The 14,873-nt window shown below is 40.8% G+C and carries 13 protein-coding genes; 6 read left to right on the top strand and 7 right to left on the bottom strand.

All coding sequences use genetic code 11. The features are described from left to right. The first annotated feature begins 23 nt into the window (after positions 1-23). The 4 genes from GL182_RS01005 (at position 24) to GL182_RS00990 (ending at position 3,286) form a co-directional block, all read left to right on the top strand. Positions 24-635: a heme-copper oxidase subunit III gene (locus tag GL182_RS01005; protein WP_163377707.1), complete on the top strand. Its 612-nt coding sequence runs from the start codon at positions 24-26 to the stop codon at positions 633-635. A 91-nt stretch (positions 636-726) separates the two neighbouring features. After that, positions 727-1,704 (top strand): FtsH protease activity modulator HflK, encoded by a 978-nt coding sequence (hflK, locus tag GL182_RS01000; protein ID WP_163377706.1) that lies wholly within the window; start codon positions 727-729, stop codon positions 1,702-1,704. Positions 1,705-1,865: 161 nt separating this feature from the next. Continuing rightward, a complete protein-coding gene (gene hflC / locus GL182_RS00995; RefSeq protein WP_163377705.1) occupies positions 1,866-2,804 on the top strand; it encodes a protease modulator HflC in 939 nt (312 codons plus the stop codon). Between the two features lie 23 nt (positions 2,805-2,827). Beyond that, positions 2,828-3,286 (top strand): SRPBCC family protein, encoded by a 459-nt coding sequence (locus tag GL182_RS00990; RefSeq protein WP_163377704.1) that lies wholly within the window; start codon positions 2,828-2,830, stop codon positions 3,284-3,286. Positions 3,287-3,289: 3 nt separating this feature from the next. On the opposite strand, the gene GL182_RS00985 is transcribed toward GL182_RS00990, so the two are convergent. Then, on the bottom strand, positions 3,290-3,760 hold the full coding sequence (locus tag GL182_RS00985) for a Fur family transcriptional regulator (RefSeq protein WP_163377703.1): 471 nt from the start codon (positions 3,758-3,760) through the stop codon (positions 3,290-3,292). Between the two features lie 205 nt (positions 3,761-3,965). Here GL182_RS00985 and GL182_RS00980 point away from each other — a divergent pair, with 205 nt between their 5' ends. Beyond that, positions 3,966-5,225 (top strand): aspartyl protease family protein, encoded by a 1,260-nt coding sequence (locus tag GL182_RS00980; protein WP_240469499.1) that lies wholly within the window; start codon positions 3,966-3,968, stop codon positions 5,223-5,225. 139 nt (positions 5,226-5,364) lie between these two features. Further along, the gene (locus GL182_RS00975) at positions 5,365-8,388 is read left to right on the top strand and encodes a PAS domain S-box protein (RefSeq protein ID WP_163377702.1); all 3,024 of its coding nucleotides are present in this window, start codon (positions 5,365-5,367) and stop codon (positions 8,386-8,388) included. A 4-nt stretch (positions 8,389-8,392) separates the two neighbouring features. Here the strand turns inward: GL182_RS00975 and nagB are convergent, their stop codons facing one another. The 6 genes from nagB to GL182_RS00945 all read right to left on the bottom strand — a co-directional run bounded on the left by nagB (position 8,393) and on the right by GL182_RS00945 (position 14,855). Then, positions 8,393-9,118: a glucosamine-6-phosphate deaminase gene (gene nagB / locus GL182_RS00970; RefSeq protein WP_163377701.1), complete on the bottom strand. Its 726-nt coding sequence runs from the start codon at positions 9,116-9,118 to the stop codon at positions 8,393-8,395. Between the two features lie 91 nt (positions 9,119-9,209). Beyond that, positions 9,210-9,812: a trimeric intracellular cation channel family protein gene (locus tag GL182_RS00965; RefSeq protein ID WP_163378480.1), complete on the bottom strand. Its 603-nt coding sequence runs from the start codon at positions 9,810-9,812 to the stop codon at positions 9,210-9,212. A gap of 27 nt (positions 9,813-9,839) precedes the next feature. Continuing rightward, the gene (locus GL182_RS00960) at positions 9,840-10,466 is read right to left on the bottom strand and encodes a class I SAM-dependent methyltransferase (RefSeq protein ID WP_163377700.1); all 627 of its coding nucleotides are present in this window, start codon (positions 10,464-10,466) and stop codon (positions 9,840-9,842) included. A 31-nt stretch (positions 10,467-10,497) separates the two neighbouring features. Then, a complete protein-coding gene (locus GL182_RS00955) occupies positions 10,498-11,646 on the bottom strand; it encodes a BamA/TamA family outer membrane protein (protein ID WP_163377699.1) in 1,149 nt (382 codons plus the stop codon). Between the two features lie 28 nt (positions 11,647-11,674). Then, positions 11,675-14,077, bottom strand: a complete 2,403-nt coding sequence (locus GL182_RS00950; RefSeq protein ID WP_163377698.1) for a TonB-dependent receptor — start codon at positions 14,075-14,077, stop codon at positions 11,675-11,677. A gap of 70 nt (positions 14,078-14,147) precedes the next feature. Next, positions 14,148-14,855: a fatty acid desaturase gene (locus tag GL182_RS00945; RefSeq protein WP_163378479.1), complete on the bottom strand. Its 708-nt coding sequence runs from the start codon at positions 14,853-14,855 to the stop codon at positions 14,148-14,150. Between the last annotated feature and the right edge of the window lie 18 nt (positions 14,856-14,873).

The following is a 14,873-nucleotide window of genomic DNA, read 5'->3' as shown; positions in this document are numbered from 1 at the left end:
TGTAATGTTTCATTGGTGAGCTTATGCAAAAAGAAAAGAAAATCCACTGGTTTGAAAAAATTGAAAACCTGCATCCATACAGGACCATCATGTATCTGGGTATGTTTGGCAGTGGATTGATTTTTTTATTCCTGATGACGGCCTTTGTAAATTCTCAACCTGAAGCCGGCAGGTATGACCAGTTTGCTATCCCTAAATCATTTATCCTCAGCAGTATGGTCATTATTATTAGCAGTTTTACCTCTGGAAAAATCCTCCCTTACTTTAACAGCAATAACATTGAAAAAACAAAAATCTATCTTTTTATCACCTTACTGCTTGGCTTGCTATTCTCAACCTTACAATTCACAGGTTGGCGTGAGCTATCCAATATGGGTATAGATTTTAAGGGGCTTCCTTCGGGAAGTTTTCTTTACCTCTTGAGTGGCATTCATTTATTTCATTTGGCTGGGGCCCTGATATATGCTTTTGTGCTGCTGGTTCAAATACAAAAATCTGAAAAAGACCCGGTTAGCACCCTGATTCTTTTGGCTAATCCCTATGAAGCCATGAAACTGGGGCTTTTTTCGGTTTATTGGAAATTCATGGATGCCATTTGGTTGATCCTGTTTATTTTATTCCTTTGGATGTTTTAAAGTCCATTCCTGCAGTACGGTCAAATGATAAGTTTTAACTGGTGTAAATCAGTCAAGAAATCGTAAATTGCGAAAAAATATAGCCTGTTTTATGTCAGACAATCAATTTGAAATCAATATCAATCCAGATTGGATAAAAAAATATTTGTCCAAGATTATTTTTGTAATTGCAGCACTGATTTTGTTGTTTTCTACAATCAAGACCGTCGGCCCGGAAGAAGAGGGAGTAGTGATTCAATTGGGAGAGTATAACCGAACTGTTTTGCCCGGATTGAATTTTATCATCCCCTTTGCCGAAACCATGTATAAAATTCCAGTTCAAAGGCAACTCAAACAAGAATTTGGGTTCAGAACCACCGCATCCGGTACCCAGTCTCAATATGTTAAATCAGGTTATGGCGACGAGAGCATGATGCTCACAGGAGATCTCAACCTCACCGATGTGGAGTGGGTAGTACAATACCGGATCGTGAATTCTTATAATTACCTGTTTCGCGTACGAAACGCTGAAAAAACGCTGAATGACATGTCGGAGGCAGCCATGAGAAAAATTGTGGGGGACAGAACCGTCAATGAGGTATTGACCGTTGGCCGGCAGGAAATCGCTACGAGTGTAGAAGTATTGCTGCAGGAGATGTGCGATGAGTATGAAAATGGCATCCGTATAGACCAGGTAGTATTACAAGATGTCAACCCTCCTGAGCCGGTAAAACCAAGTTTTAATGCGGTGAATGAAGCACAGCAAGAACGGGAAACCCTGATCAATCAGGCAGAGGCCGATTATAACCGGGTGATCCCCAGGGCCAGGGGAGAAGCATTGGAAACCATACAGCTGGCAGAGGCCTACGCCCTAAACAGGGTCAATGGAGCACTGGGTGAAGCAGAACGATTCAATTCCGTATTTGAAGCCTATATAAAAGCACCGGAGGTGACCAGGCAAAGGCTGTATTTGGAAACCCTTGAAAAGGTGCTTCCCAAAATCGGGAATAAAATCATTACAGATGAGCGGGGAAGCAATGTTTTACCGCTACTTAACCTGAATAAGGCCAATACAAACCCGGCACCCTAATTTCACTTTTAAAAAGCGATATTAAAAATAGCATCTCATGAAATCGACACCATTAAAATCATCGTTAAACACACAGGGCGATGGTTATTTTAATCGTCAAAGATTCCCCCGATTTAGTATGGAGACAGGCTATCTAAATGCGAAAAGACAATAATAATCATATGAAAAAAAGTAAAATATTATATATAATTCTGGTTGTGATCGCCATTTTCTTTATTGGGCAAAGTGTCTTTATCCTTGATGAGACAGAACAGGCGATTGTTACCCAATTTGGGAAGCCGGTAGGAGAACCCCGGACTGATCCAGGAGTAAATTTCGTGATTCCCATCATCCAAAAAGTACAGTTTTTTGACAAGCGATACCTGGAGTGGGACGGAGACAAAAATCAGGTTCCCACGAAAGATAAAAAGTTTATTTTTGTCGATACTTATGCGCGTTGGGAGATTACGGATCCCCTTCAGTTTTTTATCAGGTTACGTGATGAGAGATCCGCCCAATCCAGATTGGATGATATCCTGGATGGAGAGACAAGGAATGCCATTGCCAGCAATGACTTACTTGACATAGTTCGGTCCACCAATCGGGAACCTGAGGTTACGGAAGATTTTATGGAAGAATTGGAAATCCTGGAAGACATTGAGGTTGGAAGAGAGGCCATAGAAGAAATTGTACTGCAAAAGGCCAATGAAAGGACCACAGACCTTGGGGTAAGGATTTTAGATTTCAGGTTCAAAAGGATGAACTACGTAGATGAAGTCAGGGACCGTGTTTATGACCGAATGATTAGTGAAAGGAACCGGATTGCTGATCAATTTCGTTCGGAGGGCCAGGGAGAAGCCCGGAAAATTCAGGGTGATAAGGAGCGGGATCTGGCACAGATTCAATCTGAAGCCAAAAGAGAGGCGGAAGAAATCAGAGGTAGAGCTGATGCAGAAGCTACAGCCATTTATGCCTCGGCTTATAACAAAAACCAACAATCCATTTCATTGTATAAATTTTTAAGGTCCATGGAAGCATTGGAGAATTCTCTGGATGAACAAACTAATCTGGTGATCTCATCCGACAGTGACCTGTTCCAGTATTTGAAAAAAATGCAATAATAGTTTGAAGCAATGAAGATCGGATGAGAATTAATCTTTCCACAAAAGTAGATCAGCCATACCTGAGTGTAAAGGAGGGTTTTAACAGGGACTTATTTGAAGCCCTCAACCCTCCTTTTCCTCCTGTAAAGTTATTGCGATTTGATGGATCAAGCAAAGGGGATCTGGTAAGTCTGGAATTGAATTTTTTATTGTTCAAGCAAGTGTGGACCAGTGAAATTACAGCTGATCACACGGATGAAAATGAATTTTTCTTTATTGATGAAGGCAAAAAACTCCCCTTTTTTCTGAAATCCTGGAAGCACAAACACAGGGTTATTAAACAAGGGGAAAACCAATCGGTAATCAGGGATGAAATCCATTACCAGGGACACCATTTTATTTTGAACCTTTTTTTGTATCCCGCTCTCTATGTACAGTTTGCCATGCGCAAGCCCATATACAAAAGGGTCTTTTCCGGGAAGCCGGCAGGTAAAAATTGATGGCTATATCACCTGTAAATTCTCGCAGTCGGGAATCTCGCAATCCCCATATAATACCAAAGAATGACTGGTAATGTGTGAAGAAAACTCCTTTCCCATGGCATCTTTGATCAGGTTTATCCTCTGATCAGAAAATTCCTTTATTTTTCTACATTGGTTGCAGACATGATGGTCATGGTGCTTATAGGTCAGTGCTTGTTCATACAAGGCCACCTTATCCTTAAATTGATGTTTTACGGCAAGTCCACATTCCACCAATAGGTCCAGGGTATTGTAGATGGTCGCCCTACTGATGGAATACCCTCCATTTCTCATTTTCAAAAATAAACCTTCCACATCAATGTGCTCATCCTGTGGTAAGGCATACAATTCATCTATCACGGAAAACCTTTCCGGCGTTTTGCGGCTTCCTTGACGGATCAGATAGTTTTCGAATATTTTTTTTGCTTTTTCAATAATTGACTTATCGGCCATGGTTGTATCATTCTAAATATTAAAGATGAGGTATTTTTTAGATTAATCAAACCGATTGACATTCCAAGGAGGCTCCCAAGGACTTATTTCCAATCTTTCTAAATAAGTACCTTAAAAACCCAAACTTCAGCAAAGAAAAGGTGTTAAAGTCTTTGTACTGAAATTTATTTTATATATTAATACTGCCAATTCGAATCAAGCATCTATGCACCCAAGCAGCAAAAGATCATTTGTATTTTTGTTTCTATTTTTCTTTGCTTTTTCCCTGCAAGGCCAGGTTCCCGGTTTCTATATGAAAGAGGAAAAAAGAAAAGTTAAACTGCCATTTATCGATTCCAACAGTCTTATCATTATGCCTGTTTCCATCAATGGAGGGGAACAGGTCAATTTCCTTTTTGATACCGGTGTGAAATCCAATATTTTCTTCAGCAAAACCCTGGCGGATAAAATGGAGATGCAGTATACCCGGAAACTCAATTTGGTTGGAGCAGACGGCAAAACCGTCCTGAGTGCTTCTGTGTCACCCAATAACCATTTTGATCTGGGACCGGTAGAAGGGATATTTCAGGCAATTTTGGTTTTGGATGAAGATTTTTTGGAACTCGAAAAGGTCATCGGTGTACCGGTATTCGGGGTAATTGGCCATGAGTTTTTCAAAAACAATCCCGTTAAAATTGATTATGATAACAGCACCATAGTTTTTTATCGAAGGTCTGCCTTGAAATGGCGCCCTTTTGGATTTAGGATGATAGATATTGAAATGCAGGGAAACAAACCCTACATAGAAACCACCATCCGACAGATAAAAGGACCGGATTTGGCAGCTAAATTGCTCATTGACACCGGAGCCAATCATGGTTTACTCCTGAATCAGGAAACCAATGAAGACATCGTACTGCCGGAAAATAACCTTGAAAGTGACCTGGGAAGATCTCTGGGAGGAGATTTGTTTGGTTATGTGGCTCGGGTAAAAAGGGTAAATATTCATGGGTTGAAATTCAGAAATGTCATTACTTCCTATCCGGAAGAAAATGAATTTTCTAATGTGATTATCGAAACAGGAAGGCAGGGGAGTTTAGGCTCTGATATACTCAATCGAATGAAAATCATCATGGATTATCCCCGAAAAAGGATGCTTTACAAGAAAGGGGCAAAATTCAGCGATGAGTTCAAGTACGATATGAGTGGGCTGATGGTAAGGGTTTACTCTGCTGAAGACAAGCGGTTTTATATCAGCCAGGTCAGGGAAGATTCACCCGCTGATCGGCAAGGGGTTAAAATGTTTGATGAAATCATTACCATCAATAAAATCCCAGCCGTCTTCTGGGACCTGTCAGACATTACGGAGCTGCTGAGGTCTGAAGAAGGAAAGGTAATTTCACTGGAACTATTACGTACCGACCCATCAGACCCGGAAAAGCGTACCTTACATAATATCACCTTTTTACTGGAAAAGCAATTGTGATTTTACACATACATGTTATTTAATGAACTTCCTATATAAAATTTTGATAATCACATCTAATTTGCGGTTTTTATATATTTTTTCTTAAATTATTAAGATATTTGCCTACAAAATAGTAGTAATCCATTCAAAGTCATAGATGCCTGAGAAGATTTTTAACAACTTGTTACTCACTTTTAAGAAGACAGGTCAAGAGGATTTTGAGACCCTTTATGTATCGAAAGGATTCTTCGGAATTTTCAATGATCCCGTTAAAATGTACCAGGTGGATTTTTTTAGTCGGGTGTTTCCTACGGTCAAAAAACCAATTTTTGAAACCATATTTGATTTTCTGGGTCGTGCTGAGGTGTTGGATGTCCCTTTATTTGTGAATCATTCCTGCTTTACCTGGGTGAGGATTGAAGGCTTTACGATGGCTCAGCAAGATGGAACCTATCTGGTAAACGCCATGATCAATCCCAAAAGGCCCCCGCAAATACAGTCCTCCTGGATAGTCCAGAGCGAAAGACAACATATTTTTACAGACATCAAAAATCCCTCGGGGTATTTTCCTGAAAACCTGGAGGCTTTTTGCCGCTACCTGAATGAAAAATACAGGTTTTCGGATACCCGCAAACTTGAACAACTCTGCAAAGGTCAACTGAACGGTCTGGTATTGGATCTTGATATTTTAAAACTCGACAACCATAACCTGGAAAATGGCTACCACCTGCTCAGCCTGAAGAAAGATGCTCATCGGCCCAAATTTCCTAACCTCATAGAGGAAGAATCAAATTACCTGAACAACAGCTTTTTAGATATCATTTACTTCGAATACCTGAAGGAGGACAGGGAAATGATTTGGTCCGGGGCAATTAATGAATTACTTGGTTATCAGGAATCCAGGTTCAAAAGATTTTCTGTTTGGGATTGGCTCGAAATCATTCATCCTGATGACAGGAACAAGGTAAAGGACCTGCTCTTTGCTGACCACTATGAAAAAGATGCTTATACATACACCTATCAGGTCAAAACTAAAAACGGGGATTACCTGCACCTAAAAAACAGTTTGAAGGTGTTTTACAATATTCCTTCGAATAAAACCATATTGGTCGGTATCCTCAATGATGTTTCAGAAATTAGCAAAGCCCAAAAACACCTCAAGGAAAAGGAAGGCATTTTGCAGGACCTTTCAGAAAAGGAATTCATTCAAAAAACCCTTCAGGAAGTTTCTGAAATTTCATCGCTCTTCAAAGGCATCACGCTTTTTGATGAAATCACCCAATTGATCTTTAAGAAACTTGGCTTTACCTATTGTATGGTGACCAATTTAAACCCTTTCAGTCATACTTATGAATTGGTTTCCTTAAGGAGATTAGGGAAAAAATTGAAAAACACCTCGGAAAAATGGACCAAGTTTATCAACAAGGAACTCTATAATGAACAACCACATTCCAGCATATTGATCACAGATACTGATCATCCGGACTTTTGCCCATCTACTGAGTTTTTTGAAAACAACGGGATTTCGTCAATAATCCGGATAGATTTGTTAGATAAAACCAACATTAAAATTGGCTCCCTCTGCTTTTTGGATGATAAGCCGGTAAAAAACAAATACCTCTATGAGGAATTATTCCGCATCCTGGGAGACTGGATAGGCAAGGAACTACTGCGATACAGATTTGAATCTGCCTTGCAGGAGACTAACTTTATGCATGATGCCATACTCAATGGTACGGCCTATGCCATTTTTGCGGTTAACCATCAGTTTGAAATCACATTGATCAATAACAAAACCCTTCCCATTTTCAACCTGAAAAAAAAGGAGGAATTAATGGAAACGGTATTGATCAAAGAGGGTAAAAAAGAAAGTCTGCAAGAAGTAATTACTCAGTTCTCCCGTTCAAAAAAAAGCACCGCATACTATTTACTTCACCATGAAAAGGATGATTATAAGGAGCTAAAGATATCCTTTACCCGCATCCAATACGGAAGAAAGAATCAAGTATCTTATGTAGTCTTCGTGGATGATATCACCGACAGGACACATTCGGAAAAGAAACTGATTGCTTCTGAACAACTTTACAGAAGTATTGCTGAAAACTTTCCCAGGGGCACCATCGATGTTTTAGATAAATCCTTCAACTACATATTTACAGACGGAGAGGAATACAGGTTATCAGGAACAGACCCCAAAACACTAGTCGGCACCAATCACCTGGATCAATTCTTGGGAGAAAATTTAACCCTTACAAAAAGAAACCTCGAAAAAATATTGCGTGGCAAAACAGTTTCATACGAAATTGAAGCCAATCAGCAAAAATTTTTGAAAATTGGTGTTCCCTTGAAGAATGATTCCGGGCTAACTGATCGGATTCTACTGGTAAAACAAAACATTACCGAGGCAAAAAAAATGGAAGCTGAAAGGGAAAAGCTGATCAAAGATTTAAAATCACACAATGAAGAGCTTTTGCGTTTCGCCTACATTGTATCCCATAATTTGAGGGCTCCTATAGTCAATATTTCTCTATTAATCGACCTTTTTAATGAGGAAGATCCGGCAGATCCGGAGAACAAGGAGGTGCTGGAAAATTTAAAAATATCTACCAGCCTGCTGGATGCTACCCTTCAGGATTTGATAGAAGTGGTATCCATAAAGAAACAAAAAATTCCCAAAGTAGAATTGATTGATTTCAAAATGCTGCTCAACAACGTTGAAAAAAGCCTTTTTAACCAACTAAAAGAATCAGGAATCAAAATTCACAAGGATTTTTCGGGTTTGGAAGAAATGAATTACGTCTATGCCCATTTAGAAAACTTTTTCATGAATTTCATGACGAATGCAGTCAAATACAAGCATCCTGACCGTCCACCCGAAGTTTGGATTTCTACCTATAGGGAAAAAAATTATTGTGTGATTCAATTTGAAGACAATGGTATCGGACTGGACCTGGAAAGGTATGGTGACCGTATTTTTGGTCTGTACCAGCGCTTTCATAACCACGTAGAGGGTAAGGGGCTGGGTCTGTACCTGGTCAGGGAGCAAATCCGTGCCAATGATGGTAAAATTAAGATTGAAAGTGAAGTAGGAAAGGGCACTGTTTTCAAAATATACCTCCGAAATTTAATATTAAACCGGATCAAAAATTCTGGTTCCCCTACAAGCCCTTCCTCCACTTAATCAATTATTGCAATAAGGATGCAGCCTCTTCATCCAAAAATAAGGTGACATCCCCATGATTTTGTAGAATGCTGGCAGGTAGAGCATCCGAAACCGGGCCGTTGACCATATCCCTGATTGCTGCCGCCTTATGGCTTCCATAGGCCAGAAGAATAATTTTCCTGGCTTCCATGATGGTTTTTATCCCCATAGTTAATGCTTGAGTAGGCACTTCTTCCCTGGCCCCAAAAAAACGGGAATTGGCTTCAATGGTTTCTTTTAGAAGTGGCGTAACATGGGTGCTGCTGCTAAATGGAGTCCCAGGTTCATTGAAGCCAATATGTCCATTCGTTCCAAGGCCCAGCAACTGAAGATCAATCCCTCCGGCAGCCAGGATTTGGCTTTCATAGGCTTTACAATTCTGTTCCAGATCTCCAACACCCAGGGGAACATGGGTTTGAGCCAACGGGATATTGAGCTGGTTAAACAAATGGGTATTCATGAAGTAACGGTAGCTTTGTGGGTGATCTCCTTCCAAGCCTACATATTCATCCAGATTAAAGGTCACTATCCTGCGATAATCTGTCGCATTTTCCTTGTGGTCTTTTACAAGTAGCTTGTAGGTTTCCACCGGAGAACTTCCGGTGGATAAACCCAATACGCTGTCAGACTTGGATTTTACAGTTTCGATTATTTCATCCGCTACCGCCTGGTGTAGCGTTTGGCTACTTTGAAAAATATTGATCTGCATAAAATGAATTGATTTTTAAATGTACGATTAAAGATATACCCTAATAAATGAAAATTCACCCCTGTTGGTTGTCATTTTATTCTCACATTTTTCATTTCAGGGTGGGTAAACTAAGTTTAAATCTTACAGCTATGAGTCTGATTAAAATGATCAGGGCAATGGATGCAAGCAAATTGATGTTTCTTTCCAATCCAAAATAATTCAGCCCTAAATATACCACTGCTCCTGCCAGACAGGCAGAAGCATACACCTCTTTCCTGAATAAGATGGGCATCTCATTGGTCAGGGTGTCCCTGATTACCCCTCCCATTACTGCACTGAACATGCCCATGATCGCAGCTACTTCTGGCCTGAAACCCAAGAGCAAAGATTTTTCCACTCCCAAAATGGTAAAAAAGGCGATACCAAGGGTGTCGAATAGGAAAAATGTTTTTCTGAGCTTGCTTACTACCGAAGAAAAAAGAAAAGTGGTGATCAATCCGGCAAAGATGGCATACAAAAAATTCACATTTCCAATCCACACCAAAGGATAGGCACCTAAAAGAATATCCCTCAAACTACCCCCTCCAATAGCAGTAATAAATCCGGTAAATCCAGCTCCAAATAAATCGTGTTCTCTATCCTGAACTGCCAACGCACCGGATATAGCAAAAAAATAGGTCCCAATCAATTCCAGGGCGTATTGTAAGTCCATCTGTATCATGAATGATTCGCTCATTTTTTATTTAAACCTACCCTTTTGGAGTAAAAACACCCCCATGGCCCTTTGGCCATGTACCAAAACAGATTTAGCCGGTTCCAATGGCATCAGTCCATATTGCTGCATGATCTTTTGGGCCAATTCATCTGTAAGGATGAAACGTTCGGTACCATCAGGAAGCTTTTGTTTTTTATCTGAAGTGGCAGCCATACCCGTAAAGCAGCCACCTGCATCAGTACACATTCTTAACCAAAACAAACCACCCTGCGCCAGTACACGCATTTGTTCCTGCATCATGGCCGTAAAATGCGTCAAATCATTCGCAAAATGCATGACAGCACTGCTAATAATGACATTGAAAGCCCCATCGTGAAAAGGTAGCTCCTCCACATTAGCTACTTGAAAACGCTGTGTATCAAAAGTAGGATCCAGGGTTTTTGCAGCGATCCTTGCCATACTTATGGCTGTAGGATTGCTATCTGTACCAAGGATCTTATAGCCTTGCTGAATAAAGTAGTGGGTATTTCTTCCTTCACCGCAGCCTGCATCCAAAATGATCATTTCTTTGTTGAACCTGCCCTTCAGCAATTGATCCAATAAATAAATGTCCATGTTTCCAAACAGTTTATTTAGTGCATTTATTTCCATGGTCACCTCTTTAAATTACAAGCAAAACAACTCAGATCACTTCATTAAGTCCAAAATAAAAGGCAGGTTGATCGCCAAATGCAAAATCAATTCGCAAATTCAGTCCGTCATCATTCAGCCTGTACCTAAAGCCAAGCCCAGCTGCAAATCTCAGGTTAGCGTTGAATCCAAATGCCCCTAAAGAACTTCCCACCTGACCTGCGCTTCCAAATCCAACCATTCTAAGTTTACGGTAGACAGGAAATCTCCATTCTACCTGATACACCATTGCGTGCTTGTCCCGGTACCTACCTTCAAAATAACCCCGCATCAGGTCACTACCTCCTATCAGGGATAAATGTTGAAACGGAGCTCTTCCCTGGGTAAAACTAAACCTAGCCTGCCCTACGAACACCTGATTTTCCCTGATGGGCCAATATTTTCTGAAATCTAAAACCCACTGGCTAAAATCAAAATTACTGCCAAAAAAAGAATGAAACTTCATCCATGTCAACTGGTGGTATACACCCCTGGTGGGCTGGAATATATTATCCCGTTTATCCATATTCAGCGCCAAACCCAATCCGGATAATCGCTGCCCATTGCTTCCAGGTATATTTCTGCTTGCCAACAATCCCCCGGGGGTTTTTTCATAAATATCATCTACCCTGAATTCATATCTTGGTCCCAGGTAAATACCCTTTCCAAGCATTTGTTCATAATAAAGATGAAAATAAAAATACCTGGTCGCATAATATTCCGCTGCTGCCACATCATTCCCAATACCTGAAAATTGAAAAGGATAATCTGAGAATGCTACCCTGCTATTTAGAAACGACTTGTTCTCATCCATCCATAGTTCCAGCTCACCGGTAAGAATCAATTGGTGATTTAAGGTGTAGAGCAAAGTTAGTGGCAAGGAAGAAGGGCGGGTATGGACAGCCGCTTGATCTCCTAAACGAAATATCCTGAGTGCCCGCCCCCCTATGCCAAGGCTGGTTTCTGGTGAATAGGTAAATGCAGGAATAAAAGTCCAGGAATCGGTACTTAACAAGTCAACCATGCGATCAGCCACACCAAAAAGCTTGTCAACAGTAGAGATCTTGCCACTGATGCTGTCTTCACCCTGAAGGTCCTGTGCAGCAACAGGTGAAAAAAAGAACGGAGACAGGGCCAGAATAAAGAGGAATATTTTCTTCATCAAGGCCCGAAGATACTACATTGCCTGATTAAAATTCTACAATCAGGCCAATAGTTGGCAAAACTGTACCTGCAGGATTAGGAACCTCCCGCAGCAGGTAACGCGAAGGATCTTCCGGATCGACTACCAATTGGTCCTGATCATTCCGTTGAGGGACCAAATCAGGTTGCTGTTCTGCCTGAAAATTATAGGCGTTCTGCACATCAAAATACCAGTTGAGGCTCCATTTATCAAAAAAGTACTTTTTGTCTATCCTGAGGTCTAACTGATGAAAACTATTGAGCCGTTCAGCATTGATTCGGGAAAAATCAAATAGACCCTGGTTGAATAAATCCCAGTTGCTGCGCAAGGAGGAGGCTTGAAAATCATACGGGGTAAAAGGGGTTCCTCCCAAAAACCTCCACCTGCCTCCAATCTCCCAATCCTTGGGCAAGCGCTTGCCTGCCGTAAGGCTTACAATAAACCGATTATCCCAGGAGGATGGCAGGTATCCTGTATTTGGATTGGTAAACTCACTACGGACCAGGGTCAAGGCAGCAATTCCATAGAAATCATTGAAAAGCCGCTGCTGCGCCAATAATTCCAAACCATAAGCCCTTCCTTCTGCATCTGAGCTTACGGGCTCATTCCCAATCACCCCAAAATCTGCACCCAAATTGGAAAGTGCAATTCCATTCCTGAGAGAACTGGGATAGTTCCCATATTTTTTATAAAATACCTCTGCAGATACTTTTCTGTTTTTCGCCGGAAACTGCCATTCAAAACCTGAAATAAAATGTGTAGCCCGGATAAAGCGAACATCATTGTCCTGGTTGACGAAAGCTCCTTCATTGTTTTGAAAACCCAGAACCGTGTAAGGAGGCTTTTGATAGTAAATACCGGCATTGGCATTCCAGAATAAGTTTTCCTTCAACTGGTAACTGGTAGAAAACCTGGGACTCAACTGGTTCAGGGGATTCAGGGCTGTTTCTCCAAAATCACTTCCATCCATCCGCAAGCCCACATTCACCAACAATCGATCATCTAAATATTTTTTACTTGCCAGCGCAAAAGCACCGTAACTATTGAAAAGCGAAATGGATGAAATGTTTAATTCCTGTCCATCCTGAACCAGAACCTGCCGGTCAAAATTTTCTATCAAATATCGGCTGAACTCATAATTCACCCCATATTGAAAGGTAAGCCCGTCCTTAAAAATGCTATTTTCTGCCCGGAATTTATTCTCACTCTCCTGAGAAAGGTAATCGAACAACAGGTTTTCTTCTAAAGAATCATCATTTTGAGCATACTTATAAGCCCTATTGTTTAACATGTTCCTACTCAACACAAAGGTCCAGTATCCATTATCCCGGAATCGTTTTAATTTAACGCCAGTCGCATAATTCCACTGGGTAGAAATGGGGAGGTTATCCAGAAGATATAATCTGTTTTCTCTTTCTTCAGTATTTTCTTCACCCGGAACATCAAAATTCAGCGAAAACTGATCGATGGCCCCTACACCGAGAACGGTAAGTTCCGTCTTGTCATTGATTTTGGTTTTGGTTTTAAAGGTAAAGTCATTAAAAGTGGGCAAAAAGGGTAAACCAAGAAGCCGAAACAAGCCCTGCAGATAGGACCTTCTGGCTGAAAAGATATAGGTCGTATTTTCCCCAATCGGACCCTCGTTGGAGAGGGTCAGTTCGCTGGCTCCCACCGTTACCTGGGTAAACATCTTATCCCTTCGACCGTCCTTTAATTGAAACTCAAAAAAGGAGCTTAGGGAGTTCATTCTGTTGGCAGGAAAACCTCCACTGATCACCTCTACGTTCTTGATTAAGTTAACATTCAATATACCTACAGGTCCGCCAGAAGAACCCTGGGTAGCAAAATGGTTGATGACCGGCACCTCTATTTCATCAATAAAGAATTTATTTTCACTGGGAGCCCCTCCTCTGATGATGATGTCATTTCTAAAACTGGCAGTACTGGCTACTCCTGGCAACGACTGAATTACCCTGCTGATATCCCGGTTACCTCCCGGATAGCGCTCTATTTCATTTGCGTTTAATTTCCTCGCTGAAAGTGGGGTTTCTTCCGATCTGGAAAAATCTGAATCAACAACCACTTCATCCAGATTTGAAGCGTCCTCCTCCAGCTCAAAATCCAATTGAACCGGTCTTGCTCTGCTGACCTGCACTTCAAAGAATGTTTTGGACTGAAACCCTACAAAAGATGCTTTGACATTATACAAGCCGGGTTTGATACCAGAAATGACATAATTACCCTCTTCATCAGAAACTGCTCCAGTCTCCAGTCCCTGAACGATTACATTTGCAAAAGGTATGGGGTTATTATTGATGGGGTTGATAATTTTTCCCTGGATTACACCATCCTGAGCCTGAATATATTGAAATCCAAAAAATAATAACAGCAACAATAAATGATTCTTCATGAGACAATAGCTTTAGAAAGTATAATCAAAATGAAACAAAAATGTTTGTCAATAAAAGGTGATTTTTGTGTTACAAACCATTTTTAGTTTTCCATAACCTCCACCAGGGCGTATTGGGTGCCTCGTGGTGTTCGTAGTGGTAACCAAAAAAATAGCAGGACAAAAATGCCCAAATATGGTTGGAGGGCAATGTGCCGGAATGGTGTTTGTTATCGTGACTTCCCCGATGTGGTAAATAAGTCCCAAAATAAAACAACTGCAAAGTGGAAAGTACCGCCGGCAGCATCCAGAATAAGACCAAATTGGACACGGGAAAGATAAGTTTTAGAAGGTTATACGTTACAGCCATCAGCAATATCTGCCAAATATTGACATAGTTCAATATAAAGCTGAAATACCAGGGCAAAAACCGGTTTGAAGCATGATAATCAGGATCTTCCTCCGTAGCCACATGTTGATGATGTTTGTGGTGGTTAGGAAATAGCCTCCAATAAAAATTATAGGAAAACAACATGGCCGCCAGCCAGCCAATAGTATGATTCAACTTTCTATTGGAGGCAACCACCCCATGCATGGCATCGTGGGCAGTGATGAATAAGCCGGTATAAAGGTGCGTTTGCCATATTATTCCGAAATAAATAACCGGATTGTTGTAATTAATGGGAAAATGAAGTAAAAAAATAAGGGATAGCATCCACAAAAGAATGATTGTGAAGGCAATAATTACTCCTTTAGGATCAATGTTTTTACCCAGCTTTTGATTCTGATAAACCTCCATCATTAAAAAGAAACAAAT

It is taken from the genome of Cyclobacterium sp. SYSU L10401 (genome assembly GCF_010993705.1).
Lineage (GTDB): Bacteria > Bacteroidota > Bacteroidia > Cytophagales > Cyclobacteriaceae > Cyclobacterium.
The sequence above is the reverse complement of the archived record's forward strand: the minus strand, read 5'-3'. Positions and strand labels throughout refer to the sequence as shown.